The sequence below is a fragment of the Streptomyces sp. DSM 42067 genome (genome assembly GCF_055792885.1).
Window position 1 is genome coordinate 2,581,592 of record NZ_CM147706.1, and the last position, 13,561, is coordinate 2,595,152.

14 protein-coding genes are annotated in these 13,561 nt (G+C 71.5%); 7 read left to right on the forward strand and 7 right to left on the reverse strand.

Translation table 11 applies throughout. From position 1 onward, the window contains the following. The first annotated feature begins 15 nt into the window (after positions 1 to 15). The gene (locus ACSMXV_RS12110) at positions 16 to 1,092 is read left to right on the forward strand and encodes a carbohydrate kinase family protein (protein WP_473178901.1); all 1,077 of its coding nucleotides are present in this window, start codon (positions 16 to 18) and stop codon (positions 1,090 to 1,092) included. A 24-nt stretch (positions 1,093 to 1,116) separates the two neighbouring features. Here the strand turns inward: ACSMXV_RS12110 and ACSMXV_RS12115 are convergent, their stop codons facing one another. Further along, on the reverse strand, positions 1,117 to 1,980 hold the full coding sequence (locus tag ACSMXV_RS12115) for a methyltransferase domain-containing protein (RefSeq protein ID WP_473177648.1): 864 nt from the start codon (positions 1,978 to 1,980) through the stop codon (positions 1,117 to 1,119). A gap of 153 nt (positions 1,981 to 2,133) precedes the next feature. Here ACSMXV_RS12115 and ACSMXV_RS12120 point away from each other — a divergent pair, with 153 nt between their 5' ends. Next, a complete protein-coding gene (locus ACSMXV_RS12120) occupies positions 2,134 to 3,261 on the forward strand; it encodes a magnesium and cobalt transport protein CorA (protein WP_473177649.1) in 1,128 nt (375 codons plus the stop codon). Between the two features lie 62 nt (positions 3,262 to 3,323). Here the strand turns inward: ACSMXV_RS12120 and ACSMXV_RS12125 are convergent, their stop codons facing one another. Then, positions 3,324 to 3,965, reverse strand: coding sequence for a nucleoside/nucleotide kinase family protein (locus tag ACSMXV_RS12125; protein WP_473178902.1), 642 nt, complete (start codon positions 3,963 to 3,965; stop codon positions 3,324 to 3,326). A gap of 105 nt (positions 3,966 to 4,070) precedes the next feature. Here ACSMXV_RS12125 and ACSMXV_RS12130 point away from each other — a divergent pair, with 105 nt between their 5' ends. From ACSMXV_RS12130 to ACSMXV_RS12140, 3 genes are all read left to right on the forward strand, one after another. Beyond that, positions 4,071 to 4,865, forward strand: a complete 795-nt coding sequence (locus ACSMXV_RS12130) for a DUF2293 domain-containing protein (protein ID WP_473177650.1) — start codon at positions 4,071 to 4,073, stop codon at positions 4,863 to 4,865. 249 nt (positions 4,866 to 5,114) lie between these two features. After that, complete coding sequence (locus ACSMXV_RS12135) at positions 5,115 to 5,597, forward strand: anthrone oxygenase family protein (protein ID WP_473177651.1); 483 nt, start codon at positions 5,115 to 5,117, stop codon at positions 5,595 to 5,597. Positions 5,598 to 5,755: 158 nt separating this feature from the next. Then, on the forward strand, positions 5,756 to 7,240 hold the full coding sequence (locus ACSMXV_RS12140) for a glutamate synthase subunit beta (protein ID WP_473177652.1): 1,485 nt from the start codon (positions 5,756 to 5,758) through the stop codon (positions 7,238 to 7,240). A 346-nt stretch (positions 7,241 to 7,586) separates the two neighbouring features. On the opposite strand, the gene ACSMXV_RS12145 is transcribed toward ACSMXV_RS12140, so the two are convergent. From ACSMXV_RS12145 to ACSMXV_RS12155, 3 genes are all read right to left on the reverse strand, one after another. Further along, positions 7,587 to 8,444 (reverse strand): SAM-dependent methyltransferase, encoded by an 858-nt coding sequence (locus ACSMXV_RS12145; protein WP_473177653.1) that lies wholly within the window; start codon positions 8,442 to 8,444, stop codon positions 7,587 to 7,589. A gap of 70 nt (positions 8,445 to 8,514) precedes the next feature. Beyond that, positions 8,515 to 8,805, reverse strand: coding sequence for a DUF397 domain-containing protein (locus tag ACSMXV_RS12150; protein ID WP_473177654.1), 291 nt, complete (start codon positions 8,803 to 8,805; stop codon positions 8,515 to 8,517). After that, positions 8,806 to 9,666 (reverse strand): helix-turn-helix domain-containing protein, encoded by an 861-nt coding sequence (locus ACSMXV_RS12155; protein WP_473177655.1) that lies wholly within the window; start codon positions 9,664 to 9,666, stop codon positions 8,806 to 8,808. 300 nt (positions 9,667 to 9,966) lie between these two features. Here ACSMXV_RS12155 and ACSMXV_RS12160 point away from each other — a divergent pair, with 300 nt between their 5' ends. After that, on the forward strand, positions 9,967 to 10,425 hold the full coding sequence (locus ACSMXV_RS12160; protein WP_473177656.1) for an ATP-binding protein: 459 nt from the start codon (positions 9,967 to 9,969) through the stop codon (positions 10,423 to 10,425). Next, entirely contained in the window at positions 10,416 to 10,856 is a 441-nt protein-coding gene (locus ACSMXV_RS12165; protein WP_473177657.1) for a hypothetical protein, read from the forward strand. The genes ACSMXV_RS12160 and ACSMXV_RS12165 overlap by 10 nt, the downstream gene beginning before the upstream one ends. Before the next feature lie 40 nt (positions 10,857 to 10,896). On the opposite strand, the gene ACSMXV_RS12170 is transcribed toward ACSMXV_RS12165, so the two are convergent. Then, a complete protein-coding gene (locus ACSMXV_RS12170) occupies positions 10,897 to 11,070 on the reverse strand; it encodes a hypothetical protein (RefSeq protein ID WP_181659213.1) in 174 nt (57 codons plus the stop codon). Between the two features lie 311 nt (positions 11,071 to 11,381). Then, on the reverse strand, positions 11,382 to 13,250 hold the full coding sequence (locus ACSMXV_RS12175) for an FUSC family protein (protein WP_473177658.1): 1,869 nt from the start codon (positions 13,248 to 13,250) through the stop codon (positions 11,382 to 11,384). Between the last annotated feature and the right edge of the window lie 311 nt (positions 13,251 to 13,561).

The following is a 13,561-nucleotide window of genomic DNA, read 5'->3' on the forward strand; positions in this document are numbered from 1 at the left end:
GGGACTCCGAGCGCGCTGGGGAAGCAGAGTGCGCCCGGTGCGCCGGGTGCGCTGCTGGTGGTCGGCGACGTCATCACGGACGTCGTGGCCCAGCACCACGCGCCGCTCGCCCCCGGCACGGACACGGCGGCGACGATCCGGACGCTGCCGGGCGGCGCGGGCGCCAATGTCGCCTGCTGGGCGGCCCGCTGGGGCTGCGCGGACGTACGACTGCTGGGACGGGTCGGTGCCGAATCCGCGACGTGGCACGAGCGGGCCCTGACGGCCACGGGGGTGCGCCCCCGCCTCGTCGTGGATCCGGAGGCACCCACGGGAACGGTGATCTGTCTGGTCGACGCGGGCGCATCTGCGGAGCGCACCTTCCTCACGGATAGCGGGGCGTCCCTACGGCTCTCGCCTGCCGACTGGTCACCATCGCTGCTGGACGGCGTCGCGCGGCTGCATCTGTCGGGCTACCTGTGCTTCTCCAGGCCGAGCCGGGCCCTGGTGAAGGCCGCTGTGTCGTCGGCACGCGCGCGTGGGGTGCCGGTGAGCATGGACCCAGCCTCGGCCGGCTTTCTCCGGGAGCTGGGAGTGGACCGGTTTCTGGAACTGGCCCAGGGCATCGACGTACTGCTGCCCAGCGGGGACGAGGCGCGGTGGCTCACCGGCGTGCCGGACGAGGTGGACGCGGCAGCCGCGCTGAGCCGTCATTTCCCTCTGGTCGTGGTCAAGCGGGGCGCCGAGGGCGCAGTGGTGGCGCGCGCGGGAGGGGTACGGGCCCGGATTCCCGCGGTGCCCGCCACCGCACGGGATACGACGGGCGCCGGCGACGCCTTCACCGGTGCGTTCCTCGCCGCCCTGCTCACGGGCGCGGAGGCGGAGACGGCGGCCATCGAGGGATGCCACGCGGGGGCATGGGCAGTGCAGCAGGTGGGCGCCAGGCCGGATGAGTCGGCACTGCCGGGACCCGCGCCGGATGACTCGGCGCCGCAGGGACCGGTTCCGGAGGGTACGGCTCCGGAGCGTCCTGCTCCGGAAGCATCGACTCAGCAGGGATCGGCTCAGGAGGGATCGGTTTGGGGGCAGGGGTTGTCGGCGCACGGGCGGTAGGCGCACCGCCCGGCGCCTGTTTTCTCATGCCTTTCGTGCCTTGCGTCCCCAGGCGGAGATCATCGGCGCGGTGGCGAGGTCCATCTCGCCGGCGGCCACATTCATGAGGTGTCGGTCGATCTCCTCGTCGGTGGCACGTCCGGCGGAGACAAGATGAGCGCGCACTTCCTGGACGGTCGCGGTCTCCAGCTCGGCGCAAGCCGGCGAGGCGAGCGGGAAGTGGACGTCCGCCTCCACCTGGCGCAGCCCGGCCTCGCGCATCAGCCGGGGCAGCCTTCGGCCGTACGAGAGGTCGGCGCCGCGCTCGGCGAGCAGCGCACGGAATGCCTGGCGCAGCCGGTTCGCCAACTCCTGGGCGGGCCCGTGCTCGTCGGGACAGAGAAGAGGTTGCAAGGCCGGGTCGGTGTCCTCGACGAGCAGGTGTCCGCCGGGCCGCAGGGCCTTGACCATGGACTGCAGCGCCCGTGCGTGGTCCGGCACATGAACGAGGACGTGCCGGGCGTGCACGAGGTCGAAGCTCTCGCCGGGCGGCGGCTCCGCGCCCACGTCGTGGCGCCGGACCTCGACAGGTGGGCGGGCCGCCGATGCCACCCGGGAGATGTCGGTGTCGGTCACGAGGACCCTCCCGGTGGGCCCGACCTTCTTGACGAGCCAGGTGACCACGGAGGTGCCGTAGGCCCCGACCTCCCAACAACGCCCGCCCGGGCCGATGCGGAGCTTTTCGATGTGCCGGAACGTCGTGGGGTCGAACAGGGCGGCGAGGGCGTCGAATCGCCGCCCGGCCTCGGTCTTCGTCGGCGTCGGCGCCTGCGTCGGGGGCTGCCTCTGCGTCTGTGTCTCTGTCGGTGTCTGCCTGCCGTCGACGAAATGTCCGTCAGTTTGGGTCATGCGCTGATCATTACAGTCCGCCCGGTTCGCCCCATGCAGTTGACAGTCACGTTCCGAAGCGGATCATTCCGTTCCCACAGCCCAATCACCGAGTGTGGCGCATCCTGGCAGACTGGCTCGTCAAGTCATCGGGTCCAGCGCAAGGAGCTCCGCATGTCGATGGCAGGGAACCTGCGGAAGGTGGGCAGTCTCCGCACAGTGGGCGGCCTCCGGAAGGTGGCGCGCCTGGCGCGGCGACGCCCGCGTGTCGATCTGAGTCACCCCGCCCGCTCCCCCCTGGGCTCCGCGGTGGTGAACTGCGTGACGTACCGGGACGGCACCCGCCAGCCCGGAGGCCGCGACCTGGTCGAAGCGGTCGAGCTCGTCCGCAAGGCCGACGACGGCTTTGTGTGGCTGGGTCTGCACGAGCCGACGGAGCGGGAGTTTGCGGGGATAGCGGAGCTGTTCGACCTGCACCCGCTGGCGGTGGAGGACGCCGTCCACGCCCATCAGCGCCCGAAGGTGGAGCGATACGGCGAAACGCTCTTCGCCGTGTTCAAGACCGTCTGCTACGTCGATCACGCCGAACTGACCGCGACCAGCGAGGTGGTGGACACCGGCGAGATCATGGTCTTCGTCGGCCAGGACTTCGTCATCACGGTCCGTCACGGCAGGCACGGCTCGCTGGGACCGGTGCGCGAGGGCTTGGAGGCGGCACCGGAGCAGCTTGCCAAGGGTCCGGCGGCGGTGCTGCACGCTATCGCCGACCATGTGGTGGACGACTACCTGGCCTGCACGGACGCGGTGCAGGCCGACATCGACCAGGTCGAGACGGATGTGTTCGCCGAGACCGGGGCGCGTGCCGATCCCGGGCGCATCTATCAGCTCAAGCGTGAACTGCTCGAGCTGAAGCGGGCCGTGGTCCCCCTCAGTCGGCCGGTGCAGGTACTCGCCACGGAGCCCATACGGGTGGTGGACCCGGAGATACAGGCTTATTTCCGGGATGTCTCCGACCACCTGCTGCGGGCGGCGGAGCAGATAGCCGCCTTCGATGAACTGCTGAACTCGATCCTTCAGGCTCACCTCGCGCAGGTGACGGTGGCTCAGAACGAGGACATGCGGAAGATCACGGCCTGGGCGGCGATGATCGCGGTGCCGACGATGGTCTGCGGGGTGTACGGCATGAATTTCGACCACATGCCCGAGCTCCACTGGCGGTTCGGTTACCCGCTCGTCGTGACGGTGACCGCCGCGGCCTGTCTCGTCCTGTACCGCGCGTTCCGGCGGAGCGGCTGGCTGTGAAGGCGGAGGGTCGGCCAGGAGCCGGGTGACGCGGACGGTCGGCAGGACCCGACTGAGCTGCTTCAGCCGTTCCAGGCCGGATGCCGTGGGTCGTCCGCTCGTACGAGGACGTCGGCCGCCGCGCCCGGGTCCACCTCGGACTCGTACCGCTCGAAGGCCGGCAGCATCCAGTGCTCGTTCGCGGGCGTGCGCCGCCGGAGCGCGCCCGCCGACAGTCGCAAATGAACGGTCAGATCGAAAGGGAACCAGCGACCCAGGAGGAGGGGGCCGTGCAGCAACAGGATGCCACCTGGCGGAAGTTGCACGTAGGGGCTGCGTGTCGCCCGGTCGGCGGCCGCGTCCCACAGATCGGGCAGCACACGGCCGGTGCCGCCGGGGTCGAGAGGCCCGAAGACCTCCCGCCACAGCGCGCCCGTGTCGAACCAGCCGCCGTAGTAGGCGTCCACGTCCTCGCGCCCGTACTCGAACCGCAGCGACGCGGGCCGCAGAAACCCTTCGGTGCCGACGACGAGCACGGCCCGGCCCCGGGCGCGCAGGACGTCGGCGACCTGCTGGGCAAGGTCGCCGGGGCGGGCGGCCGGGGCTCCGTCGAAGGCGACCCGCGGCCAGGAGCTCCCGTCGTGGGGCTTCAGGTCGAGCAGCCGGTCGGCAAGCGAGTCGCCGAGCCGTTCCCAGGTGATCGCTTCGAGTCGCACATGCTCCATCATGCCGCGCCTCCGTCGGCGGCCCGTCGGGCACTCGGACCTCCGTCGGCCGACCACGGCAGGTCCACGGTAGGCAGTGAGAACCGCGGGGGGAATGAAGCGCGTATGGCGACCTCCCCCACTCTCCAGGGCCCCGGTGGGCCTCTCGTCTTCCAGTCCGTGAAGCGGCGGCGGCACTGTGCGGAGTGCCGTGGCGGACCGCTGTCGCTTCTCGTGCTCGAGGGCGGCGTGCCCCGGTGCCTCGACTGTGCGGACCTCGGCCATCTGGTGTTCCTCGCGCGCGGCGACACCGCGCTGACGCGTCGTGCTCGTGAGGGGAGCACGCTGTACGCGGTCGTCGTCCGCTTCAACCGACGGCAGGGGCGGTACGAGCGGCAGGGCCTCCTGGTCGAGGAGGACGCGCTCGCGCGGGCGGAGGAGCGATGTCTGGCGGATGCGGAGGTCCGGGCGCGGCGTCGGGCGCGTGACGCGAAACGGCGGGAGGCGGAAGACGTGCGCTTCACCGCGGCGTTCGCGGAGGAGATACGCCGGCTCTTCCCCGGTTGCCCGCCCGACCGGGCACGGGCGATCGCCGCTCACGCATCGGTGCGGGGCAGCGGCCGGGTCGGTCGCACTGCGGCGGGCCGAGCACTGTCCGAGACCGCGGTGACGGCGGCGGTAGCGGCAGCGGTACGGCACACGGACACGCCGTACGACGGCCTGCTGATGAGTGGGGTGCCGCGGCAGGAGGCACGTCGCAGGATCGGACCGGCGGTGGAGGCGACGCTTCGGGCGTGGCGTGCGGGTACGGCTACCGACACGGGCACAGGCGTAGACACGGGCATGGGCACGGACATGGGCATGGCTACGGGCACGGCTACCGGCATGGCCGGAGATACGGGGAGCGAAGCCGCCGTGTAAGGCCGTGAAAGGGCGTGAGGCCGTGCAAGGGCGTGAGTCCGTGTAAGGGCGCGCCGATGCGGTTGACCTGCGAGTGCGGCGGTGGACCCGACGGCCGCCCCCCTCTGCCCTGGTCTGTGACGGACCCCGTATGGAATTTCAACTTGTGGCGACGGGGGTCGCGGTACAGGATCTTTCGCGGCTCACCGGCAGTACCCCCGCGCGACGCCGGGATGCACCCCAACAACCCTGAAGGATATGGGAGTCGACATGATCGAGGGACCGTACTTCGTGCTCACTCTGCTGGGGGCGCTCGCCTGCGGACTGGTGGCCGGAGTCTTCGTCGCCTTCTCCACCTTCGTGATGAAGGGGCTCGCCGCGCTCCCTCCCGCTCAGGGCATCGCCGCGATGAAGGCGATCAACGTGACGGCGGTCCGCCCGGCCTTCATGGTGCTGTTCATAGGTGCGGCCGGGCTGTGCGCCGTGCTGGCCGTGGTCACCTTCGTACTGTGGCCGGACGAGGGCACGGTCGAGCTGCTGCTGGGTTGCGCGCTGTATCTCGCCGGTACCTTCGGGGTGACGATCGCGGCAAACGTCCCGCGCAACGATGCGCTCGCCAAGCTCGATCCGGAGGCGGCGGAGAGCGCCGGCTACTGGCGGACGTATGTGGCCGAGTGGACCATGTGGAACCACATACGCAGTGTCGCGTCGCTCGCCGCGAGCGCCTCGTTCATTCTGGCCCTCACCGTCTGACGAGGCTGACGAGCCGCGCCGCACACCGGGCACCACGCCGCGACGCACTCCGGGCACCACCCACGACGCACACCGCAGACGACGCCGCGACGCACGGCGGCCGCGCGACGTATGGTGGCGGGAAGACGCTGTCCCCCCGGTAGGCAAGGGAGACGGCCATGGCCGATCCCAAAGGTTTCCTCACGACCACCCGCCAGGAATGGCCGCGGCGCCCGGTCGAGGAGCGCGTCCGGGACTGGGACGAGGTCTACGTCCCCGGCGCCCTGCTCCCGATCATCAGCCTGCAGGCCAACCGCTGCATGGACTGCGGCATACCGTTCTGCCATGACGCCTGCCCGCTGGGCAATCTGATCCCGGAGTGGAACGACCTGGTCTCGCGCGAGGACTGGCGGGCGGCGAGCGAGCGGCTGCACGCCACGAACAACTTCCCGGAGTTCACCGGGCGGCTCTGCCCCGCCCCCTGCGAGGCGGGTTGTGTACTGGCGATCAACCAGCCTGCGGTCACGATCAAGAACGTCGAGGCGGCCATAGCGGACCGTGCCTGGGAGGACGGGCTCACACCGCCGCGGCCCCCGGACAGGCTGTCGGGCCGGACGGTCGCGGTCGTCGGTTCCGGCCCTGCCGGGCTAGCCGCGGCGCAGCAGCTGACGCGCGTGGGGCACACCGTCGCGGTGTACGAGCGGGACGACCGTATCGGGGGGCTGATGCGGTACGGCATCCCCTCGTTCAAGATGGAGAAGCACCACCTGGAGCGGCGGCTCGGCCAGATGGAGGCGGAGGGCACCAAGTTCCGGGCGGGCACGGCGGTCGGGCGGGACATCGGAGCGGATGAGCTGCGGGCGCGGTACGACGCGGTGGTGCTTGCCGTCGGTGCCACGGCGTGGCGCGAACTTCCGGTCGCCGGGCGGGAGTTGACCGGCATACACCAGGCCATGGAGTATCTGCCGCTGGCCAACCGGGTGTGCGAGGGCGATCTCGACGTCTCGCCGCTGTCCGCCAGGGGCAAGCACGTGGTGATCGTCGGCGGCGGCGACACCGGGGCGGACTGCCTGGGCACGGCGGTACGCGACGGCGCGGCGTCCGTGACCCAGCTGGACATCTATCCGCAGCCGGCGACCGAGCGGACGGAGACGGAGCCCTGGCCGACGTACCCGAAGATCTATCGGCTGTCTGCCGCGCATGAGGAGGCGAGGGACCTGGCCACCGCGCCGGCGGCGGATGCGGACGCACGGCTCTTCGCGGCGTCCACGCTCCGTTTCACGGGAGACGCGGCCGGGCATGTGCGAGCCCTGCACCTCGTCGAGGTGGACGCGGCGCGCCGCCCCAAGCCCGGCACGGAGCGTACGCTCCCGGCCGACCTGGTCCTTCTCGCGCTCGGCTTCTCGGGGCCCGACCGCGGGGACGGGCTCATCGATCAGCTGGGGCTGGCCCTCGACGAGCGCGGCACGATCACGCGGGACGCGGGCTTCGCGACGAACGTCCCGGGTGTCTTCGCCGCCGGGGACGCGGCCCGCGGCCAGTCACTCATCGTCTGGGCGATCGCCGAGGGCCGCGCGGTGGCGGCGGCTGTGGACCGCCATCTGACGGGCTCGGAACGCCTCCCGTCCCCGATAGGTCCGTACGACCGCCCGCTCACGGCTTGACGCCCGCCCCGTCTCACCGCGCATCCGTGGGGCACGGCGACTCTCTGGGGCGCAGCGACCGGGGCACGGCGGCTGCCTGCGGCACGCACGTTGCCACCGGGCGCGCCGCCCAGACGGACAGCGGCCATGTGCAGCGGGGTACTGCGCGGGCGCTCGCCGTGGAGTCGTACGGAGTCGTACGGAGTCGTACGGCCTGGGCTTCCACCGAGAACTGCTGTCCGCCGCCGACGTGCGGCGAGGGCGCCCGCACGCTCCCTGACACGCAGCACCGCGTACCCACGTCCTTGTCCTCGCCGGCCCCTTACCGCTTGCGCGCCGCCCCCTTACTGCTTGGGCGCCGCCCACCTCACCTCTTCCGCGCCACTCCCGCATACCCCGGAATGGGCCCGTCGTCCTGCCCCGGGATCGGGTCGCCGAGCTCCGGGTGCCAGACGGTCGGGACCACGACGCCGGGCTCCACGAGGTCCAGGCCGTCGAAGAAGCGGGTCACCTCGGCATGGCTGCGCAGCGCCATGGTGAGCGCCCGGGCCTTGTACATGTCGCCGGCCTCTGACGCCGTCTCCGGCGTGAAGTCGGCCGTCGCGTGGGACAGCATCAGATAGCTCCCGGCCGGCAGATCCGCCATGAGCCCGTCCACCATCTCGTACGCCCCGTCCTCATCCGAGATGAAGTGCAGCAGCGCGACGAGCGACAGGGCGACGGGCTGCGTCAGGTCCAGGAGCTTTCCGGCCTGTTCGAGGATCGTGCCCGGCTCGCGCACATCGGCCTGGACGAACTCGGTGGCGCCCTCGGGCGTGCTGCGCAGCAGCGCCTCGGCGTGGGCCAGCACGATGGGGTCGTTGTCGCAGTACACCACGCGCGCGTCGGGGGCGATCCGCTGCGCGATCTGGTGGAGGTTCGGCTCCGTGGGTATGCCAGTGCCGATGTCCAGGAACTGGCGTACTCCCTGCAGGGCGAGCCAGTGCGTGGCGCGCTGCATGAACGACCGGTTGACGCGCGCCATGACCGGCACGCGCGGCTCCAGAGCCACGAGCTGCTCGGCCATCTCCACGTCGACGGGGTAGTTGTCCTTGCCACCCAGGAACCAGTCGTACATGCGCGCCGGATGGGGCTTGCTCGTGTCGATCTGCGGGTCTTTCCGGGGAGCCGCGGCTTCCCCCGCGACAGCAGCGTCTTGCCCGGTCACGGCATCTTGCCCGGTCATGAGTAACTCCATAAGTCGTAAGGACGGTCGGTACGGTTCACGGTGCCGGGAGAATGGACGAACTGGTCGGTCACGACAGCAGGAAGTCCGCTTCTCCGGCCTTGGCGCCCTCGATGAACGCGTTGATCTCGCCGGGTGTGTAGATCAGGGCAGGTCCGTCGGGGTCGGCCGACTGGCGCACCGCGATCCGGCCGTCCGAGAGCTTCATGGCCTCCACGCAGTTGCCGCCGTTGCCGCCGCTCCACGGCTTGTGCCAGCCCTCGGTGCCGAGTTCGCGGGCGGGCATGCCGTTGTAGATCCGCCCACCATCGACACGGCGGATGCCGTCGGTGGCGCGTATCCGGGCCTTGATCCGGTCCATTCAGTGCTCCTTGCGAAAATCCCGGAGGATTTCCTTTGTGCGTCGTGCTGTTGCGGCTCCAGCCGCCATGCGGTCCATGACCTCGAGATGCGTGGCGACCTCGGCACGCGCGTCCAGATAGACCGCACCGGTCAGATACTCGCTGTAGACCATGTCCGGGAGCTCCGGCACGGCGAAGCGGAAGAGTACGAACGGCCCGTACGTGCCCGGGTGCGGTCCGGACGCGAACTCGGCGATCTGCAGCGTCACATGGGGCAGCTGCATGGCCTCGAGCAGCCGGTCGATCTGCGCCCGCATCACCTCGGGGCCGCCGACGGGACGGCGCAGCGCCGTCTCCTCCATCACGACCCACAGCCTCGGGGCGTCCTCGCGGGTGAGCAGTTGCTGACGCTGCATCCGCAGGTCCACGTGGCGGTCGATGTCGTCGGGCCGGGTCTGGCCGATCGCGCCGGACCGCATGACGGCGCGGGTGTAGTCCTCGGTCTGCAACAGCCCGGGGACGAAGTGCGGTTCGTACGAGCGGATGAGGCTCGCGGCCCCCTCCAGGCTGACGTACATACTGAACCAGCCCGGCAGGATGTCGTGGAACCGCTGCCACCAGCCCGGCCTGTTGGCCTCCTCGGCGAGCGTGACGAACGCGTCGGCCTCGCCGTCGGGGACTCCGTAGGACTTCAGCAGCAGTTGCAGATACGGGATCTTGAGCGCGACCTCGGCCGTCTCCATCCGGCGGACGGTGGCCGGGGCCACGCGCAGGATGCGGGCGGCCTCCTCGCGTTTGAGACCGGCCTGTTCCCGCAGGTCCTGGAGGCGTCGGCCGAGGACGACCTGCCCGACCGTCGGGGCGGACCGCGGTTCGCTCACGCTGTACCTCTCTCCGGTCCCAAGTAGCCCGACAACAGTCCCCACAGCCCAACTGGGCCGAAAATCCGCACAGCCGCACTGGGGCAAGCCGCATGAAACCATGCCAAGTGGGCCCGCCCGGCGAGTCGTTGCGAGAAGTGTGCCATGGCCCTCCAGGGGGCACACTGCACTCTGCACTTTCCAGAGTGGCTCTTGCCAAGTGTTCAGGGCGGGGAGATAGTTGCATGCGTGACTATGTCCGCACCGTTAGGAACAGACATCGAAGCGAGCCCCGGGATACCCACCGGGGTGAATGTCGGCGTGCCCTCGGGACGCCGGTTCAGCTTCGAACTGGCAGTGCATCCGCGCTCCGCAGGGCAGGCCCGACGGCTGACGCGCGCCCGGCTGACCGGCTGGTCCGTCGGCGAGGACACCTGCGAGGCGGCCGCGTTGGTCGTCTCCGAGCTGGTGACGAACGCTCTGGTCCACACCGCGTCCCAAGTGATCGTGTGCGAGCTGCACGACGAGGCCGACCGGCTCCGGATATCGGTGCGCGACGAGGGATGCACCCCCGGCGAGCCGCACCCGTCTCCGCAGCGGCCCGAGGAGGAGCACGGGAGGGGATTGCTCCTCGTCGAGGCCGTGAGCAGCGCGTGGGGAGCCCAGGAAGCGGCGCCCGGGCTGCTCGTATGGGCGGAGCTGCCGCGGACGAGCGACGCTGCCCGCGGGACGGAGGCCGAGACGGACGGAGCCCGCGGGACGGGGACCGCATGGCTGTGACGAGGCCTCGGGCACTGTCCCTCGACACGCTGACCGACTTGGCACGTCGGCGGCAGCCCCTCCGCGTGCCGCCGCTGCGGCTGACCGTGCCGTCCGGAATGTCGGCACCTCTGGGCTGCGACGCGGTCGCGGTGCCGGCGGCGTACGGGCAGCAGTTGCTGGCGCGGTTGCCGCGGGCAGGGTGCGTCTACGGCGACGGAGCGCACTGGTGGTGGCTCGTACCGTCCGACTCCGACGTCGCCATGGAGTGGCCCGCGCCCGCGCAGTACGCCACGGGAGCGGTGATGCCGGACACCTGTGTCCAACCAGGGCTGATCCACCGCCCGGACGGCACATCCGTCGTGTACACCCCGCCGATCCCGCTCTATCTCGCCGTGTGCCAGGTCACGGGGGCGATGCCTGCGTGGTCGCGCCGCCCGGTCACCGCTTAAGGACAGGAGCCGCTGTACGCCGCCTGGCGCAGGCCGCGGCTTACTCCGAGGCCTCCCGTGGCCGTACGACCACCAGGAAGGCGTCCGACGCCAGATCCATGACGACCTCCGCGGGCTGCCCCTTCAAGCGGAGTGAGTGCGCGAACTCCTCCGCCGGCCAGGATCCCCTCGGGCCACCGGCCGGAAAGCGCTCCAGTACCAAGCGTCCGTTCACCGCACTCTCCTGTTCTCGTGCCCGGCCCACACCTTCGAGGACCGTTCAGGAACTAGAACGCATCGCGAGCCTGTTCGGTCTGCGACGTGACGGTACTGAAACCTAGTTGAAACGCCAAATGTACTCAGGGTTCACTCTCGTACCGTGAGCATCCCCATACGGTCAGTGTCCGATCAGGGTCGGTCGAGCTCAGGCCGCCGAGTGGGAAGCGACAGGGGCCTCGCCGACGCGCCGAGCCGCCGAGTCGGAAGCGGTGGCCCGCGCCAACCCGTCAGGCGGCGAGTGGGAAGCGGTGGGCCCGCGCCGCCCCATCAGGCCGTCGTGATCCGGGTGCGGGGCTCCGCCAGCTCCTTCTGCCGGGTCAGCTCGGCGAGGTCCGCGCACAGCGCGGTCAGGTGCCGGGCATGCTGCTCCGGCAGGCGGCCGGTGTCGTCGAGGTGCACGGCGCACGCCGTCGCGGTGTCCACGATCAGTTCCAGCATGGCCGCGATCTCCGCCGCGCCCGCCGTGTGCCGGGCCAGCGTGGGCAGCTCGGCGGCGGAGACCTCGCTGGCTGCGCGGGCCTGGGCGAGCGAACGGTAGGCCGCGCGGCGCAGCGCCCAGCGTGCCGCACGGTCCTCGGAGCCGCTCAGCACGTGGCCGAGGTAGGCGTCCGCGGCACGCATGGCGGCGGCCAGGCGGGTCCGCACCGCGCTCCCGCCGTGCCCGGGCAGCGGCAGATGCCCGACGATCAGCACGATCGCGCAGGCCAGCAGCGTCTCGCCGATGCGGCTCCAGGCTGCCTGTGGTTCGCCCCCGACCATCACGAGGCCGAGCACGAGAACGGTCACGACGGCGGTCTGTGCGGCGAAGTGCCGCGTGGCGACCGGGATCAGGGCACCGCAGACGGCCACCAGGCCGACGAGCCCGTAGGGCGAGGGCAGCAGCGCAGCGAGGGCGGCGAAGAGCGCGGCGCCCAGCACGGTGCCGAGGGCCCGGCACAGGACGCGCGACGCAAGCGGTCCGAGGTCGGGCTTGACCAGGAAGACGGCGGTGGCGGGCAACCAGTACCAGTGCACGTGATGCAGGGCCTGCGCCACGGCGGCGCTGGCGCCCAGGCAGAGGGCGACACGCACGCCGTACTCGCGGCCCCCTGGTCCCAGGGCCTTGCGGGCGGCGGTCAGGAGCCCGCTCTTGCGCCGCGGAACGTGCCCTGTGCCGCTGTCGAAGGCTTCGGCCGCGTGCAGCAGGGCGTCGTCGAGGGCGCGCAGCCCGGCGTCGTAGCGGGCGGGCGCGGGGAGCGGACCGCTGGGCTCCCCGCTGCGGACGGCGGCCGCCAGCCTGCGCGGGCCCTCCGCGGCCTGGGCGGAAAGGGTCCGGCCTGCCCAGGCGAGCGCGGTCGCGGCCTCGGCGAGCGGGAGCGCCGCGAGGTACTGCGCATGCAGCCGGCGCTCGCCCGACGAACTGGGCCTGGCCCGCAGACGCGGCCCGGACAGGGCGTCCTGGGCATGGTCGAGGGCGGCGGTGAGCGCGGCCCGGCGGGCGAGGGCGTCGGGCCCTCCGGCCGCCTCGAGCAGATCGGCGATGGCGGCGTAGACGTCGGCGACGGCTGTGCGCTCACCGTCGAAGCGGAAGGACCCGGCGGTTCCGGGGACCCCTGGCGACGGCAGTAGGAGGCGCAGCGCGATCAGCCAGCCGGCGCCCGCGAGGTAGCAGAGGGCGCGCTGCCACCCCGGCTCAGGCAGCTCCATTCCGGCACCGACAGCAGCGGCCACCAGCAGCTGCGTCCCGGCCGCGGAGGCAACGGGCCCCACGGCACTGACGGCACCCGCGACGAGCCCGAGCACGGCGAGCACCACGGTCAGCGCGACGGCGCCAGCCCGTCCGTCGGCGCTCTCCGCATACCCCCCGCCGTACGACCCGATGAGCAGCCCGCACGCCCCGGCGACGGCCGGTACCCCCAGCCGGTGCACGGCTGAACGCCTGCTCCCCCGCCGGTCGTTGATCCCGGCGAGCATGGCCCCGAGCGCGGCGACGACACCGGCCGACGGCCGCCCCCACAGCACCGCTGCCAGCAGGAGGGGCCCGGCCGCCAGCGCGCCACGGACGACGGCGCTCCAGGGCACCGGTCCGCGCTGGGTGCGGAGGGCATGGGCGAGCCAGGGTGGGATCGCGGACGAGAAACGGGCGGGGACGTGCACAGGGCTCCTGTCGGGCGGGGCGGGGTGCGCCTTCGGACGACTTCGGCCTGGGCTGTCGGTCCGACCATAGGGGCTGGTTTTGAAGGGGTCGGGACGTGACGATTTCCGTAATGTGACAGCGCTGCGCGGCTCATGTGTGTTCCCGGGTCCCGGTCTGTCCCGGATCCTGAGAACGGCCGAAATACCGACCGGCCGAACGACCGGGAGTGCGGCGCACTCCGCAGAGCCGCAGCGGATGCCCCTGACCCGCGGTCACCGTCAGCCTTGGTCTCCCTCAGCCTTGGTCTCCGTCAGCCCTCGGTCTCCGTCAG

Bases quoted from the DNA above. Each gene is read 5' to 3' on its own strand.
- ACSMXV_RS12165 (WP_473177657.1), top strand. From the start codon at position 10,416: ATGGCTGTGACGAGGCCTCGGGCACTGTCCCTCGACACGCTGACCGAC.
- ACSMXV_RS12120 (WP_473177649.1), top strand. From the start codon at position 2,134: ATGTCGATGGCAGGGAACCTGCGGAAGGTGGGCAGTCTCCGCACAGTG.
- ACSMXV_RS12145 (WP_473177653.1), bottom strand. From the start codon at position 8,444: ATGACCGGGCAAGATGCCGTGACCGGGCAAGACGCTGCTGTCGCGGGG.
- ACSMXV_RS12130 (WP_473177650.1), top strand. From the start codon at position 4,071: ATGGCGACCTCCCCCACTCTCCAGGGCCCCGGTGGGCCTCTCGTCTTC.
- ACSMXV_RS12125 (WP_473178902.1), bottom strand. From the start codon at position 3,965: ATGGAGCATGTGCGACTCGAAGCGATCACCTGGGAACGGCTCGGCGAC.
- ACSMXV_RS12140 (WP_473177652.1), top strand. From the start codon at position 5,756: ATGGCCGATCCCAAAGGTTTCCTCACGACCACCCGCCAGGAATGGCCG.
- ACSMXV_RS12115 (WP_473177648.1), bottom strand. From the start codon at position 1,980: ATGACCCAAACTGACGGACATTTCGTCGACGGCAGGCAGACACCGACA.
- ACSMXV_RS12150 (WP_473177654.1), bottom strand. From the start codon at position 8,805: ATGGACCGGATCAAGGCCCGGATACGCGCCACCGACGGCATCCGCCGT.
- ACSMXV_RS12135 (WP_473177651.1), top strand. From the start codon at position 5,115: ATGATCGAGGGACCGTACTTCGTGCTCACTCTGCTGGGGGCGCTCGCC.